Annotated in this window: 1 protein-coding gene; it reads right to left on the bottom strand. The window is 71.2% G+C overall.

The features are described 5' to 3' along the window. Nucleotides 1–12 precede the first annotated feature (12 nt). Nucleotides 13–17,349 carry a filamentous hemagglutinin N-terminal domain-containing protein gene (locus ACG00Y_RS19195; protein ID WP_394481613.1) on the bottom strand — a complete coding sequence of 5,779 codons (17,337 nt, stop codon included), beginning with the start codon at nt 17,347–17,349 and terminating at the stop codon, nt 13–15. Between the last annotated feature and the right edge of the window lie 51 nt (nt 17,350–17,400).

Raw genomic sequence — 17,400 nt, 5'->3', positions numbered from 1 at the left:
CGGCATCGGCCATCACCGGCATTGCAGCGCCGCGATCCGCGCCGTGTCGCCGCTCTTCACTGCCGCGCTGCAGACCTGGCGCTGCTGCTCGGCGCCTCGCTCCTGCTCGGTCATCGCTGGCGCCTGACTGGGTGACAAGGTGACCGGCGCCATGGGTGCCACGGTGAGGATCTGAGGCGACGCATAGGCCCCCAGCACATTGGGCGCCACGCCGCCACGGTCGACCACGCCGGTGAAGAGCGCCGTCACCCCCGGCGTGCTCGGCACCACGCTGATCGGCACCGTCGTCGCCGTCACGCGGGCGATCGCCTCGATGGGGCCCCAAGGCGTGTCGTTGAAGAAGTACGGTGCACCGAACAGCGTGCTGTTGACCCGCGAAGCCACCAACGCCCCGGTGGATTCACCCAGGCTGCCGTACATCTGCGCCGAGGCGGCCGAGATGACGGCCAGGCTGCCGAGGTTGACCTTGCTGGCGGGGTCGGCGTCGGCCAGGCCGAGGCTGAGCACGCCGCTGCCGGCCGTCAGCGTCAGCGCGGTCGACGGGCCCGACAGGCCGCGCAAGGTGATGTTGCCCGCGGTGCTGATGCTGGCCGTGCCGGCCGGCAGGGACGCCGGTGCGCCGATGCTGATCGGCCCGGCGGTGACGGTGATCGTCGCCGGCAGCAACACCGAGGCGCCGCCCGTCTGCGTGAAGCCGGTGGCGGCCTGCACCGGGCCGTCGACCGCGAAGGTGGTCGTGCCCGACGCGTGGGTATTGGTCAGGGTGATGCCGCCGAGCGTGGCCGTCACGGCATCGCTGAAGGCGAAGCTGTGGCCCGTCAGCTGCAGCCCCTGGGCGCCAAGCGCCGTCAAGGGGCCATTGACGCGGAACATGCCCAGTGCCTGCACAGCGCCCACCGCGCCGCCCAGCGTGGTGTCGCCGTTGATGGTGGCACCCTGCCCGCCCGCCGTCGTCGCATCGAGGCCGCCGGCCAGCGTGACGCTGCTGCCGGTCAACGTGACGTCGGCGGCCAGCACGCCGCGTTCGCCATAGCTTTGCGCGCCGGTGGTGTCGACCGTGCTGGCCAGCACCAGGCTGCCCGCTGCATCGGTAGTGAGCGATGCGGCGCGGATGGGCGCTGCCAGGCGGGTCTCGCCGCTGGTGTTGATGACGACTGCGGCCAGGCGCGTCTGGCCGCCCACCGCGTGATCGAGGCGCACGCCGCCCGCGCCGCTGCGCAAGGTCAAGGCGTGGGCGCCATCGACCGTCGCGCCGAAGGCGATGCGGCCGGCGCCGGCATCCAGCACCTGGTTGCCCTGCAGAGTCACGGCGCCGCCGTAGGTCTGGTCGCCGGTGGTGGCGACCGAGCCTGCGTTCAGCGCGCTGGTGCCTGAGACGGACAGGCTGCTCAGCGCCTGCTGCGCGCCGATGGCGCCGCCCAGCTGGGCGTTGCCGGCGAGGGTCAGGGCTTGTGCGCCCGCTGTGCTGGCATCCGCGCCTTGCGACAGCGTGAGGGTGCTGCCGGTCAGCGTGGTATCGGCAGCCAGCACGGCGCGTTCGCCATAGGTCTGGGCGCCGGTCGTGTCGACCGTGCTCGCGAGCACCAGCGTGCCTGCGGCATCGGTGGTCACCGACGCGGCGCGGATGGGTGCCGCCAGGCGGGTCTCGCCGCTGGTGTTGATGGCCAGCTGGCCCAGGCGCGTGCCGCCGCCGACCGCGTGGGTGAAGGCGACGTTGCCGGTGCCCGAGTTGACGGTGAGGTCGTGAGCGCCGTCGACGCTGCCGCCGAAGGTCAGGCCCGATGCGCTCAGCACGCTGTTGCCGGTGAGCGTGAGGGCGCCGCCGTAGGTCTGCGTGCCCTGCGTCGTGACGTTGCCGCCCAGCACCGCGTTGCCCGCGATGACGAGCTGCTGTGCGCCTGCGGCCTCCGCGCCGGCGGCCAGCGAGACCGTGATGCCGGTGAGCGTCGTGTCGGCGCCCAGCACGGCACGTTCGCCGTAGCTCTGGTTGCCCGTGGTGTCGACCGTGCCGCCGTCAATTTGCAGGCTGCCGGCAGCGTCGGTAGCCAGCGAGGCGGCCCGCACCGCCGCGCCGAAGCGGGTGGCGCCAGGGGTGTTGACGGTCAGCCCGCCGAGGCGGGCGGTGGCGCCCACGGCGCCGGTAAAGGTTGCGCCGCCGGCGCCCGCGTTGACGATAAGTGCCTGTGCGCCGTCAAGGCTGCTGCCGAAGTCCACGCCGCTCGCCGTGAGCGTCGCACCGGTGCTGAGCGTCACGGCGCCGCCGTAGGTCTGCACACTGGTCGTGGTGACCGAGCCGCTGTTCAGCATGCTGCTGCCGGTGATGGCCAGGCTGCTCAGCGCCTGCTGCGCGCCGACGGCGCCGAGCTGGGCGTTGCCGGCGAGGGTCAGCGCATGCGCGCCATCCACACCTTGGGACAGCGCGACGCTGCTGCCGGTCAGCGCCACGTCGGCGGCCAAGACGGCGCGTTCACCGTAGGTCTGGGCGCCCGTGGTGTTGACGGTGCTCGCGAGCACCAGCGTGCCTGCGGCATCGGTGGTGACGGAGCCCGCGCGGATGGGCGCCGCCAGGCGGGTTTCGCCGCTGCTGTTGATGACGAGCTGGCCCAGGCGCGTGTTGCCGCCCACCGCGTTCGTGAAGGCGACGTTGCCGGCGCCCGCGTTGACGCTGAGGTCATGCGCGCCGTCGATGCTGCCGCCGAAACCGAAGCCCGATGCGCTCAGCACGCTGTTGCCGGTGAGGGTGATGGCGCCACCGTAGGACTGCGTGCCCTGCGTCGTGACGTTGCCGCCGAGCTGGGCGTTGCCGGCGATGACCAGCTGCTGTGCGCCGTCGGCACCGGCCGCCAGCGAGACGGTGCTGCCGGTCAGCGTCGTGTCGGCGCCCAGCACGGCGCGTTCGCCATAGCTTTGCGCACCGGTGGTGTCGACCGAGCCGCCGCTGAGTTGCAGGCTGCCGGCCGCGTCGGTGGCCAGCGAGGCTGCACGCACCGCTGCGCCGAAGCTGGTGGTGCCGGAGCTGTTGACGGTCAGTGCGCCCAGTCGGGTCGTGGTGCCGACAGGACCGCTGAAGGTGGCGTCGGCTGCGTTGACGGTGAGCGCCTGCGCGCCGTCAACGGCGCTGCCGAAGTTGACGCCGCTCGCGGTGAGCGTCGTGCCGGTGCCGAGCGTGACATTGCCGCCGTAGGCCTGCGCGCCGGTCGTCGTGACCGTGCCGCCGTTCAGCGTGCTGCTGCCGGTGATGGCCAGGTTGGTCAGCGCCTGCTGCGCGCCGACGGCGCCGCCCAGCTGGGCGTTGCCGGCGAGGGTCAGGGCTTGCGCGCCCGCTGTGGTTGCATCTGCACCTTGCGACAGCGTCAGGCTGCTGCCGGTCAGCGTCACGTCGGTGGTCAGCACGGCGCGTTCGCCGTAGGTCTGGGCGCCGGTCGTGTTGACCGTGCTCGCGAGCACCAGCGTGCCCGGCGCGTCGGTCGTCAGCGACGCGGCGCGGATGGGCGTTGCCAGGCGGGTTTCGCCGCTGCTGTTGATGGCGAGGTTGCCCAGGCGCGTGTTGCCGCCGACCGCGTGGGTGAAGGCAACGTTGCCGGTGCTCGCGTTGACCGCGAGGTCGTGTGCGCCGTCGATGGTGCTGCCGAAGCTCAGGCCGGAGGCGCTCAGCGCGCTGTTGCCGGTGAGGGCGACGGCGCCGTTGTAGGCCTGTGTGCCCTGCGTCGTGACGTTGCCGCCCAGCGTGCTGCCACCGTTGACGGTGAGGCGGGCCAGCGCCTGGTTGGCGCCCAGCGCGCCGAGCACCGCGTTGCCAGTGATGGCCAGCTGATGGGAGCCGTCGGCGCCGCCGGTCAGCGACACGCTGCTGCCGGTCAGCGCGGTGTCGGCGCCGAGCATGGCGCGTTCGCCGTAGGTCTGGCTGCCGGTGGTATCGACCGAGCCGCCATTGAGCTGCAGGCTGCCGGCCGCATCGGTGACCAGCGAGGCTGCACGGACCGCACCGCCGAAGGTGGTAGCCCCGGCGCTGTTGACGGTCAGCGCAGCCAGGCGGGTGGTGGCGCCGACGGCGCCAGTGAAGGTCGCAGAGCCCGCGTTGACGGTGAGGGCCTGCGCGCCGTCGACGGTGTTGCCGAAGTTCACGCCACTGCCGGTGAGCGTCGTCCCGGTGCTGAGCGTCACAGCGCCGCCGTAGCTCTGCACGCCGGTCGTGGCGACAGAGCCTGCGGTCAGCGTGCCCGTGCCGGTGATGGCGAGGCTGCTCAGCGCCTGCTGCTCACCGACGGCGCCGAGCTGGGCGTTGCCGGCGAGGGTCAGCGCATGCGCGCCATCCACACCTTGGGACAGCGCGACGCTGCTGCCGGTCAGCGCCACGTCGGCGGCCAAGACGGCGCGATCGCCGTAGGTCTGCGCGCCCGTGGTGTCGATGGTGCTTGCGAGCACCAGCGTGCCCGGCGCATCGGTCGTCAGCGAGGCGGCGCGGATGGGTGCCGCCAGGCGGGTCTCGCCGCTGCTGTTGATGACGAGCTGGCCCAGGCGCGTCGTGCCGCCGACCGCGTTCGTGAAGGTGACGTTGCCAGCGCCCGCGTTGACGCTGAGGTCGTGCGCACCGTCGATGCTGCCGCCGAAACTGAAGCCGGTCGCGCTCAGCACGCTGTTGCCGGTGAGGGTGATGGCGCCGTTGTAGGCCTGCGCGCCCTGCGTCGTGACGTTGCCGCCGAGGGTGCTGCCACCGTTAACGGTGAGGCCGCCCAGCGCCTGGTTGGCGCCCAGCGTGCCCAGCACCGCGTTGCCGGTGATGGCGAGCTGATGAGCGCCATCGGCGCCGCCGGCCAACGAGACCGTGCTGCCGGTCAGCGTGGTGTCGGCGCCGAGCACGGCGCGTTCGCCGTAGGTCTGGCTGCCGGTGGTGTCGACCGTGCCGCCATTGAGTTGCAGGCTGCCAGCCGCATCGGTGGCCAGCGAGGCCGCGCGAACGCTGCCGCCGAAGGTGGTGGCGCCAGCGCTGTTGACGGTCAGCGCGCCCAGGCGGGTCGTGGCGCCGACAGGACCGGCGAAGGTGGCGCCGGCTGCGTTGACGGTGAGCGCCTGCGCGCCGTCGATGGCGCCGCCGAAGTTGACGCCACTCGCGCCGAGCGTCGTGTCGGCACCGAGCGTCACAGCGCCGCCGTAGGTCTGCGCGCCGGTGGTGGTGATGGCAGTCGCGTTCAGCGTGCTGCTGCCGCTGACCGACAGGCTGGTCAGCGCCTGCTGCGCGCCGACGGCGCCGCCCAGTTGGGCGTTGCCGGCGAGGGTCAGGGCTTGCGCGCCGTCAGCACCTTGCGACAGCGTCAGGCTGCTGCCGGTCAGCGTCACGTCGGCGGCCAGCACGGCGCGTTCGCCGTAGGTCTGGGCGCCGGTGGTGTTGACGGTGCTCGCGAGCACCAGCGTGCCCAGCGCGTCGGTGGTGACGGATGCGGCGCGGATGGGCGCAGCCAGGCGGGTTTCGCCGCTGCTGTTGATGGCGAGCTGGCCCAGGCGCGTCGTGCCGCCCACCGCGTTCGTGAAGGCGACATTGCCCGACGTCGCGGTGATGGAGAGGTCGTGTGCGCCGTCGATGGTGCTGCCGAAGCTCAGTCCGGAGGCGCTCAGCACGCTGTTGCCGGTGAGGGCGACGGCGCCGTTGTAGGCCTGTGTGCCCTGCGTCGTCACATTGCCGCCCAGCGTGCTGCCACCGTTGACGGTGAGGCGGGCCAGCGCCTGGTTGGCGCCCAGCGCGCCCAGCACTGCGTTGCCGGTGATGGCGAGCTGATGGGCGCCATCGGCGCCGCCGGCCAGCGAGACCGTGCCGCCGGTCAGCGCGGTGTCGGTGCCCAGCACGGCGCGCTCGCCGTAGGTCTGGCTGCCGGTCGTGTCCACCGAGCCGCCATTGAGCTGCAGGCTGCCGGCCGCGTCGGTGGCCAGCGAGGCCGCGCGCACGCTGCTGCCGAAGGTGGTGGTGCCTGCGCTGTTGACGGCCAGCGAGCCCAGTCGCGTGGTGGCACCGACGGCGCCGGTGAAGCTGGCGCCGCCGCTGCCCGCATTGACGATCAGCGCCTGCGCGCCGTCGACGCTGCCGCCGAAGCTCACGCCGCCTGCGGTCAGCGTCGTGCCGGTGCTGAGGATGACGGCGCCGGTATAGGTCTGCGTGCCGCTGGTGGCCACGCTGCCGCTCAGCGCGATCTGCTGGCCTTGCAGGGCGAGGCCCGAGCGGCTGCTGTCGGCGCCCAGGTTGCTGAAGGCCTGCGTCAGCGTCACGTTGCCGCCGGTGGAGGTGAGCGCGACGTTGCCGCTCTGGCCCGCGGTCACGGCGCCGGCCGTGATGTTGCCGGCCGCCGTGATGGCGATGTCGCCATCGTGGGTGGACAGGTTGCCCAGCGTCAGGGCCGAGCCAGTCGACAGGTAGATGCCGCCGGTGCCGGTGACCTGCGCGCTGACGTTCACGGCGTTGACGCCGAAGGCGGCGCCGCTGCTGCCGATGCCGTTGCCGGCGGTCAGGTCCAGCGTACTGGCGGTCAACGTGGACGAGGCACCCGACAAGCTCCCTTGCGCCGCCGACAGCGTGATGCTGCCGTTGCTGCCGGCGTTGACGGTGCCCACCGTCAGGTCGCCCGAGGTGGCGGTCAGGCTGATGGCCCGCCCGCTGCCGCCGGCAACCACCGAGCCGGCCGTCATGCCGGTGCTGCTGGTGGCGGTGATGTCGCCATCGGCCGTGGCCAGCGTGGCGCCGGTGAGCGTGCCGGTGTTGTTGACGGTCAGGTCGCCCGCGCCGCTGAGCGTGGCGTCAATGCTGCCCACCGAGGTGGTGAGCCTTGTATCGCCACCTGCCGCACCGCTGGCCAGCACCAGGCTGCTGCCGCTGACGTGCAGGTCACGCGCCGCAGCGCCGCTGCCGCTGGTGAGGATGTCGGTGCTGCCACTCAGGCGCACCGCGCCGGTGGTTGAGATCGCCGTGGTGGGCAGCAGCAGCGTGCCGCCGGAGCTCAAGGACAGGTTGCCGTTGGCCAGCGTGATGCCGGCGCTGACGTCCAGGTCGCCAGCCGTGCTGATGTAGGCCGAGCTGCCGCTGCCCAGCGACAGCGCGCCGCCGCCCAGGCTGAGCGCCGTGCTGCCGGTGTTGAGCACCGAGACGACGCGGTTTGTGCCGCTGGTGCTCAGCGCGGTGATGGCGCCCACGTCCAGCTTGATGGGCGTGCCGGCGCCGGTGGTGAGGTTGGTGACGGCGCCGATGTCCGCGCCCGCCGCCAGCGTGACGCTGCTGCCGCTGATGTGGGTGCCGCTGCCGCTGGCCAGGATGGAGCCGGCGGAGGAGACATTGACCGCGCCATGGTTGGCGCCTGCGCTGACGCTGACGAGCGTGAGGTCGCCGCTGCTGGTGGCCAGCGTGACGTTGTTGCTGGCGCTGTCGGCGCTGGCCTGCACGAGCGTGGCCACGGTGGGGCCGGCGCTGCCGACGGCCACGGCGCCGCCGGTGGCGACCACGGAGGCCAGCGTGACGCCCGCGCTGCGGCTGTCGTCGATGTAGATGCCGTTGCCGCTGCTGGCGTTCAACGTGGTGGCGCTGGTTTGCACGGACAGCGAGGCAGTGCCCACGCCGCCGCTGCCGGTCAGGTTGACGGTGCCGCCCGCGACGCTGGTGTTGCGGTCGCCATCGTCCAGGATCTTCGCGCCCGAGCCGGTGGTGCTGAGCGTCAGCGCGCCGCTGCCGGCGTTCAGGTTGCCGGCGGTCAGGTCGGCGTTGGCCGTGGTGCTGGTGACGGTGATCGCGCCGCCGCTGGACAAGGCATTGGCCAGCAGCAGGTCGTCGCTGTGGGTGATGTTGATCGCGCCGCCGGCCGATTGCACGGCGGTCAGCACCGAGGGCGTCGCCGCCGTCAGGTAGATGGCGCCGCCGCTGCTGCTGACCTGCACGCGCTGGCCATTGGCAGCCACGCGGTTGGTCGTGTCGCCCACGCCCGTGGCGCCGTGCAGTTGCACGTCGAAGGCTTCCAGCGTGGCGCCGGGAGCGGCCAGCAGGCGCCCGGCATTGGCAGCCAGGTCAATGGCATTGAAGTTCGCCCCGGCGCCGCCCGACACGCTGACCATCGTGATGTCGCCGGCGCTTGCCGTGACGCGGATGTCGTTGCCCGCGGCGTCGGTGCCCGAGCTCATGGCCGTCAGCTTGATGTTGCCGGCTGCGGTCACCGTGGTTGCGCCGTCATGGACGGACGTCGTCAGCCCGCCATTGAGCGTGCTCAGGCTGTTCAGATACAGCGAGCCGGTGCCGGTAACGCTGGCATTGACCGTGTGGCCGGCCGAGCCGTTGACGAGGATGGGTGCCGCTGCCGTGCCGATGCCATTGGCCGCGCTGAGCGTGATGGCCGCGTTGGCGCCGCTGCCGGCCAGCGTGCCGCCACCCGCGAGGATGCTGCCGCCGCTGGCGGTCAGGCTCAGCGTCTTGGCGCTGCCGTAGCTCAGCGTGCCCAGCGACAGGTCGCCACTGGTGGCGGTGACCGCCAGGTCGCCGGTGGTGGCCAGGCTGGACAGGTTCAGCGAGCCGGCCTGCCGCAGGTTCATGCCGCCGGTGCCCGAGCTGGCCGTGAGGGAGCCCACCGCCAGGCCCAGGGCCGTGCCGCTGCTGCCGATGCGGCTGTCCGTGCCGTAGGCCTGCAGCGTCAGGCTGCCTGCGGTAATCAGCGAACTGCTGTTGATGGCGTTGATGTTGCCGTCGCCGTTGTCGAGGTAGGCCTGCAGCAGCATGCTGCCGGCGCCGACGTTGAGGCTACCCACCGACAGGGAGCCTATTCCCAAGTAGGTGAAGTCCAGCCCGGTGCCGTCGGCCAGGCTGGTCAGCGTGGTGGTGTCGCTGCTGTCGGTGGCGCTGAAGGTCAGGCCGCTGGCCACGACGCTGAGCGTGCCGCTGCTGCCGGCGCCGGTGTAGTTGGTGCGGTCCACCGTCAGCAGGTTCAGGTCGGCGCTGTTGGTCACATAGACGCTGCCCGGCGTGTTGAGCACCAGCTGCGGCGTGTTCACGTTCAGGCGCACGTTGCTGTCGCCGATGCCGTTGCCGGTGCCGTAGGGGGCCGACAGGGTGACGCGGGTGCCGGTGATGGCATTGCTGCCGCTGCCGTAGATGCCACCTTCCGATGAACTCAAGGCCACTGCGCCACCACTGGTGATGGTGCCGGCCAGCAGGCCGTAGCCGCTGCTCAGCGTCACGGCTGCAGGCGCCGTCACGGACGAGGCGAACAGGTTGTAGCTTTCGCTGATGGCGATGCTGCCGATGGCGCCATGCGCCGCGCTGGCCGAGGCCGTCAGCGTGGTGGTGCCGGCGCTATTGGCTGAGGTGTTGATGGCGCTGGTGTTGCCGATGGAGCCGCTGGCCGTCAGCGCCACCGTGGTGGTGTTGCTGATCGAGCCGCTCAGGATGGAGCCGCCCTGGTTGTTGATACTGACGGCATTGCCGTTGGCGTTGATGAAGCCGAGCGCGATATCGCCCTGGTCATTGGCCAGGTTGATGCCGCCGGTGCCGGAGATGCTGCCCAGCAAGGTGCGGCCGTGCAGGGCCAGGTTCACGCCGCCGCCCTGCGCGGTGGCGCTGACCGAGTTGACGGTGGCGTCGATGCCGTTGCCGCTGCCGGTGGCGCCCACGGCGCCGCCTTGGCTCGTCATGCTCAGGCTGGCGGCCTGGATCAGCGTGTTGGAGTCGCCGTCGCCAAGGATGCCGCCGCTGCCGGTGCCCGTCAGCGCCACCGTGCCGGTGGTGCCGAGGTTGAGCGTGCCCACCTGCATGCCAGCGTCGCTGGTGAAGCTGAACGCCAGGCCCTCGGTGTCGACCAGGCTGGTGAGTGCTGTGCCGGTGACGCTGTCGGTGGCGGTGAACAGCGCATAGGCTGCACCGCTGATGGGCACCGAGACGATGCTGTAGGTGCCGCCGTAGGTGACGGTGGGGTGGGTGGTGCTGATGCTGAGGCGGTCGATGTGCGTGTCCGACTCGACATTCAACGCGCCCGTCGGCGCGAAGCTGGTCAGCGGTGCCGACAGGCGGATGGGATTGCCCACGCTGCCGATGGCCCCGCCACTGCTGGCGTAGAGGGTCGCGCTGGCGGCGCTGATGCGCTTGCTGCTGTCGGAATCGCCCAGGATGTCGCCGGCGCCGGTCAGCGAGACGGTGCCCGAGCGGCCGACGTCGATGACGCCCACGGCCTGGTCGCGCTGTGTGTTCAGCACGAAGTTCAGGCCGGTGCTGTCGGCGACGTTGTTGATGCGCGTGGTGCCGTCGTCGGTGATGTCAAAGCTCAGCGACGGTGCCGTCACCTGGTAGACCGGCGCGGAGCCGCCTGCGGCCTGGGTGCTGGTCAGCGACAGGCTGCTCAGGTCTTGCGCGTTGTCGGCAAATGCATTGGCGCCGGTGGCCAGCGTCAGGCCCAGCGCGTTGGTCTGCATGCGCGTGCCGCTGCCGCCGGCCGCGCCGACGGAGCCGCCGGCCGACAGCGTGATGCTGCCGGCGGTCAGCAGGCTGCTGCCGTCGTTGGTGATGGACGTGGTGCTGCCGGTGCTGTAGAGCGCCAGCGCGCGGCCGGCCTGGGCGTTGACGGTGCCCAGGTTCAAGGCCACGTCGGTGCTGAGCGTGAAGTCCAGGCCGGTGCTGTCCTGCAGGTTGCTCAGGTGGTACTGGTTGCCGCCGACGCTATCCGTCAGCGCCAGGGCCAGGCGCGGGGCCGCGACGGCGATGGTGTTCTGCACGCCGGGCGTGGCGTGCGTGGAGGTCATGGTCAGCGCGTACAGGTCGGACGCGTTGCTGACATCGATGTTGCCGCGCGACACCAGCGTGAGCCGGCGCACGTCGGTCAGCAGGGTGGCGTTGCTGCCCAGGCTCTGGTTGGCGTTCAGCTTCAACACGGGCGTGGTGAACAGGCCGCCGCTGCCCTGCAGCAGCGAGTTGTTGCTGCTGGCCACGTCGGCCGAGCCGCCCACCATGTTGGTCTTCAGCGTCAGCGCGCCGGCGTTGGACAGGTAGAGCGTGTTGCTAAGGTTGCTGCTCAGCGTGCTGGCGGCCGTGTACAGCGGCGGGCTGCCCTGGTAGCCGAAGGCGCTGCCACCGTTGAGCGTCAGGTCGCCGGTGGTGATGCTGGGGCTGCCGGCGCTGGCGCCGCTGCCGCCCTGCACATAGCTGCTGCTTTGCAGCGTGACCTTGCCGCCCGCACCGGTGTTGACGCTGCTGGCGGTGATGACGCGGTCGGCCTTGATCGACAGGTCAAGGCCGCTCTGCGCGATGTTGCTGAGCTGGAAGGCGTTGGTGCCGGTCGTGTCGCTGATGCTGAAGGTCAGGCCGGTCGCGCTGACGGAGTAGCTGTGCGTGCTGCTGCCGCTGGTGTTGTGGCGGGCGTCGAGTGCCAGCGAGGTCAGCGTGCCGGCGTTGCTCACGCTGACGTTGCCGCCGGAGGCGATGCTCAGGTTCTGCGTGGCGGTGCTGACGGTCGCGCCCGCGCCCACACCGCCGTTGCTGCCCACGGCCGACAACGTGATGCGACCGGCGGTGAGGGAGCCCGAACTGCGGTTGATCTGCGCGCCGGTGCCGGTGGGCGCGCTGCGCGACGTGAGCGAGATGGAGCCGGTGCTAGCGGTGCCGGCGTCGAGGGTGGCCAGGCTCAGCGCGCGGTCCACGCTGTAGCTGAAGTCCATCGCGCCGCTGACGGCCAGGCCCAGGCTTTGCGTGCTGCCGTCGGTGACGGCGAACGAGCCGATGTTGCCAGCCGTCACGTCATAGCCGAACGTCGTGTTCGTGCCATGCGTGAGCGTCATGTCCAGGCGGGCCAGGTTCTGCGCATCGTCCACGTAGACGTTGGCGCTGCCGGACAGGATCAGCGTCGGCGTATCCACGCGCAATGCGGTGCCGCTGCTGCCGATGGAGCCGCCGCCGGCCGTACTGGAGGTGGCCGTCAGCAGCACGCGGTTGCCGGCGATGGTGCCCGAGCCGGCGTCGCTGCTGATGTTGCTGTTGGCCCCGCCGCCCGTGGTGGTGAGCGTCACATCGTTGGTGGCCGTGATGGCGCCCACCTGGATGTTCTTGCGCGTCGTGAAGCCGGTGTTGGCGAGCGCCGTGCCGGTGAAGTTCAGGCTTTGCGTGGTGCCGCTGTCGGTGATGCCAAAGGTCTGGTTGAGGCCGCCGAGGCCGAACACGCTGGCCGTGCCGGCCACCGTCGTGGTGTTGGTGCTGGTGATCGTCAGGTCGGTCAGCGCCGCATCGCTGCTGGCGAAGAAGTTGCGGCCGGCGCTGAGCGTCAGCGCGGTCGTGCCTTCCAGGCTGATGGCGTTGCCGCTGCCGGTGGCGCCGATGGAGCCGGCCGAGCCGGCCGTCAGCGACACGCTGCCGGCGGCGATGCTGGAGCCGGACACGCCGTCGTTGATCAGGCTGGCCGCCGAGCTGATGCTGGCCGAGCCGGCAGCGCCCACGCCGATGTGGCCGATCTTCACGCCGCGCTGGCCGGAGAAGCTGAAGGCCAGCGGCGTGTTGCTGTCCACTGACTCCACGTAATGGTTGCTGGCGTCCTCGGAGAGCGTGAAGCTCTGGCCGGACACGCCGCTGATGGCCAGGCTGCCGGTCGAGCCGCTGCCACGCGTGATGGACAGCGTGTCCAGCGCGAGGCTGTCCGTCACCGCGACGGCGCCGTTGGCCGTGAGCAGCAGCTTGGGTGCAGCCACCGTGAGGGCCGTGCCGGCGCCGATGCTGCTCTGCGCCGCGCTCAGCGTCACCTGGTTGGCGCGGATGCCGGTGGCCGGGTCGGCGTCGTTCTGGATGGCGCCGGTGGTGGCGGTGATGGCCACCGTGCCGCCGGCGGTGGCATCGACATGGCCCACGGTGATGGCGCCGCTGCTCTGCGTGTAGCTGATGCCTGCTGCTGCCTCCAGGCTGGACAGGGTCACCGGCCCGTTGCCGCTGAGCCACATGGACGTGCCGGCCTGCGCCGTCAGCGTGGCGCCGGCGCTGCTGGTCAGCGGCACGGTGCGGTCGCTGGCGCCGATGGCCTTGGCGGCATCCAGCGTCAGGCTGCCGGTGCCGATGGCGATGCTGTAGCCGCTAGGGCTGAGGATGGAGCCCTGCTGGGCCGTCAGCGTGACGGCCTGGTTGGTGGCGGTCATGAAGCCGCCCAGCGACAGGTCGCCCTCCACGGCCGTGATGTTCACGGGCCCGGTGGCCGTGATGGTGCCCAGCGTGACGGTGCTGGTGGTGTTGCTGCTGCCGGTGGGCATGGGCAGCTGCACATAGACGCCGCCCGCGCTGGCCGTGGCGGCCAGCGTGCCGGTGACGACGTCCATGTGGTTGGCCCCCGTGGCGCCCACGGCGAGGCCGGACAGCGTCGTGCTGTTGGCCAGCACGCGGGTGTTCTTGTCGCCGTCGTCCTTGATGACGCCGGCCGAGGAGGTGAAGCGGGCCGTGCCAGTGTTCGTCACATCCACCTGGCCCAGCGTGATGTCGCGGTCGCTGGTGAAGGTGAGCGACAGCGAGGAGTTGTCGGTCAGCGTGGCCACGTTGTGCCCGGCCGCCGAGTCGGTGACGGCGAGCTTCAGCGACGGCGCAGTGATGCCCATGCCGTGGCTGGTGGTGGTGTCAGCGTGGTTGCTCGTCAGCGTGAGCGTGCTCAGGTCGGTGAGGTTGGAGACGTAGAGGTCGCCGCGCGTGGTGAGCGCCAGACTGGACGTGTTGGCGCCAATGGCGTTGCTGCTGCTGCCCACGCTGCCTTGCGCCGCGCTCAGCGTCAGCGTGCTGCCGGACGTGGCGCGCGTGTTCAGGTTGCCATCGTCCACCAGGTGGCCCTGGGTGGCCGTCAGGCTGACCGAGCCGGTGGCCTGCACCTGGCCGATCTGCACCGTCTGGTCGCCGCTGAAGGCCAGCGAGCCCAGCGGCACGCCGACGAGGCGGTTCAACGAGAACTGCGTGCCGCTGTCGGTGACGTCGAAGGTCAGGTAGGGCGAGGTGACCTGCAGCGTGTTGGCCACGCCGGGGCTGGCGTGGCGGTTGGTAATGCTCAGGCTGGTCAGCGTCGCGTCGGCGTTGGTGACATACAGGTTGCCGGTGCTGGTAGCCGACAGGCCGGTGGCCTGGGTCTGCACCGCATGGCTGGCCGTGCCGATGGCGGCGCCGGCATTGAGCGTGGCCGTGCCGGTGGTGATGCGGGTGGCGCTGTTGCCGTCGTCAAGGATGGCGCCAGCAGAAGCCGTCAGGCTGACCTGGCCGCTGGTGGACGTGCTGACGTTGCCGACCGTGATGTCACCGCTGCTGCTGGTGACACTGGCTGTGGTGCTGGGCGTGGCGATGCGGTCCAGCACCACGGACCCGGTCTGCGTGATGCTGATGCTGCTGGAGCCGGCCTGCACGTCCAGGTGCGCGGCTGCTGTGCGTACCGTGACGCTGCCGCTGTTGGCGGCGTTCAGCGTGACGAGGTTGCCGGTGATGAGGCCGCTGTTGCCGAAGATGGAGCCCGAGGTCGTGGCCAGCGTCACGTCACCCAGCGCCCCGGCGTTGACGGTGCCCACGCTCAGGGAGCCCGAGCCGGTGGCCGTGACGGTGATGTCGTTGCTGGCCGACGAGGTGCTGGAGGCCAGCGAGGTGAGCGTGGTGCTGCCGCCGGTGGTGATGTCGATGGCGCCATCGCCGGAAACGATGGACGACAGCACGCTGGACGTGGCCGTGGTGCTGGCGTAGATGCCGCCCAACGCGGCGTTGGCCGAGATCGTGCTGGCGTTGGTGGACAGCCGTGTGCCGCTGCTGCCGATCGCGCCGCCCGCCGTCAGGTTGAGCGTGCCGGCGGTGATGCGCGTGGCGGCGCTGCCGTCGTCCAGCACGCTGCCGCCGCTGGAGCCCAGGGCCAGCGTGGCGCTGCCGACGCTCACGTCCCCGGCCGTGAGCGTGCCAGTGGCGGAGACGTTGGAGCTGCCGGTCGTGCTCAGGCGGTCCAGCGCCAGCGCGCCGGTGTTGGCCAGGTAGGCGCCGCCACTGCCGGAGGTGGCGTTCACATGACCGGCGGTGGTCAACAAGGATTGGCCGCTGCTGCCGATGGCGCCGTTGTTGCCGTTGCTGCCCAGCGCGCTGAGCGTCAGCGAGGCGGCGGTCAGGGCCGTGTCGGCGGCGCCCAGCAGGTTGCCGCCGGTGGAGCCCAGCGTCAGCGTGCCGCTGCCCACGTTCACGCTGCCCAGTTGCAGGGAACGGTCCGACGTGAGGCTGAGGTTCAGGCCGGGCGACTGGCTGATCTGCGTCACCGCCAGTGCCGCGCCATCCGTGAGCAGGAAGGCCAGGCCGGGCGCGCTGACCTGGTAGACGTTGGCATCGGTCGGCGCCACGTGGCCCGCCGTGATGGACAGGTTGCTCAGTGCCGTGTCGCTGCTGGCCACCAGGTGGCCGCCGGAGGCCAGCGTCAAGCCGGTGGTGTGGGTGGCGATGGCATTGCCCGCCGAGCCCACATGGCCGGCGAGCGCCGACAGGCTGACCGCGCCGCCGCTCAGCAGCGGCGTGGTGGATTCGGCATTGCTGATCGAGCCCACCGTGCTCTGCGCGGTCACCGCGCCGGCACCGGCGTTGATGTTGCCGGCCAGCGTGATGTCGCCCGTGGCACGCAGCGTCACCGCGCCGCCGTTGGTGGTGAGCTTGCCGATGTTGCCCAGCGTGCTGCCAATACCCAGCGCCTCCAGCGTGATGGCGCCGCCCTGCGTGCGGATCTCGGTCTGCGCGTCGACGAAGCGGATGCCGCCCGACTGCGTGGACTGCAGCGTGAAACTGTGGCCGTTGGTCGTGGCGAGGTCGATGAGGCCGCCGGCCATCGCGTCGACGGTGATCTGGCCGGTCGCCTGCAGCAGGATGTTGGCGCTGCCGGACAGCGATTCCAGCAGACCGCGCGAGACGGTGTTGAGCGTGGCGCCGGAGCCCTGGTTGGCGTCGCCTGCGGCCACGCTGGTGTCGGTGGCATTGCCGTCCTGGCTGCCGCCCGAGGCCGCGTCGGTGATGCGCAGGTCGGTGGGGTCGATCAGCAGCAGGCCGCTCTTGCCCAGCGGCGCACGCAGGTCGACGCTGCCGCTGAGGCCAATGTCCTTCAGGCTGGACACCTCGGCGAAGCCGCCGTCGCCGCCCTGGCTGCCGCCGCGCGCCGACAGCTTGCCGGCGAACACGGTGCGGTCGGTCGACCACATCGTGATGTTGCCGCCACGGCCGTTGCCCAGCGCGTCGGCATGCAGCTGCGCACCGGCGTCGACGACGACGCTGTGCGACTTGTTGCCGAAGCGTTCGGCGGCATCCGTGAGCCCCGTGCTGCCCAGCGCGATCTCGCCGCCGCCGGTGAGCCCCGAGGCGTTGATGCGGGCCGTGGAAGCGACGGCGATGTGCTCGCCGGTGGCCATCACCAGGCCGCCCTGCCCCGTTGCCGACGACGCATCGACCGTCCCGCTGATGGCCACGCTGCCGGCGCTGCCGCCCGACAGCACGATGCGGCCGCCGCTGCCGCTCACCGACGTGGCGGCGATGATGCCGCTGGTGTTGATGACGTTGTCGACCACGCCCTTGACGGCTTGCGCGGTCAGCAGCACGTTGCCGCCCTCGGCACGGATCGCGCCGCTGTTGTCGACCAGCGCGTCGCTGACCGCCGAGCCAGCGCCGAAGCTGAGCAGCCCGTCGCCGTGGAAGTCCAGCGTGAAGCGCTGCGCGGCGCCCAGCGCCACGCGGCCCAGGCGCGCCTCGATGACGCCCGAGTTGCGCACGCGAGGCGCCACCAGCGCGGCCAGGCCGCTGTCGCGGATGCTGATGTGGCCGTGGTTGACGACGCTGGCGTTCAGGTTGGGCGAGGCCTGGCTGAAGTCGTAGCGGCCGACTATGAAGTCGTGGTCGCGCACGTTGGCCGTGGTGGCCACCAGCCCGCCCACGTCCACGCGCGCCGTCTTGCCGAAGACGATGCCGTTCGGGTTGACCAGCATGACCATGCCGTTGGCATTCATGCGGCCGAAGATCTGCGAGGGGTCGTTGCCCAGCACGCGGTTCAGCGTGACGCTGCTTGCCGAGGGCTGCAGGAAGTTGACCGTCTCGCCCGCGCCAATGCCGAAGCTCTGCCAGTTGATGATGGCCCGGTTGCTGCTCTGCACGATGTCGGTCGTGCCCGGCGTGCTTTGGTTGATGCTCGCCGTGCCGCCCACCACCACGCCACCCGTCGGGTTGGCGTAGGCCATCGGGCTGGACATCAGCCAGCCGACCACCAAGGCCATCTTCGACAAGCCCACGGGGCTCGCGCGACGCGCCATGGCGCGCTGCAGCGAACGCTGCAGGCGGCGGGCGCGGAGGGCGGCGCGGCGGAGGACTTGGCGAGAGGCTTGGGCGGTGTGGTTCATGGGCGGGTACTCAATCTGGCGTTGGGTCAGGCGGGGAGGGTCGACAAGCGT

The sequence above is a fragment of the Pelomonas parva genome, assembly GCF_043555835.1.
GTDB classification, from domain to species: domain Bacteria; phylum Pseudomonadota; class Gammaproteobacteria; order Burkholderiales; family Burkholderiaceae_C; genus Pelomonas; species Pelomonas parva.
The sequence above is the reverse complement of the archived record's forward strand: the minus strand, read 5'-3'. Positions and strand labels throughout refer to the sequence as shown.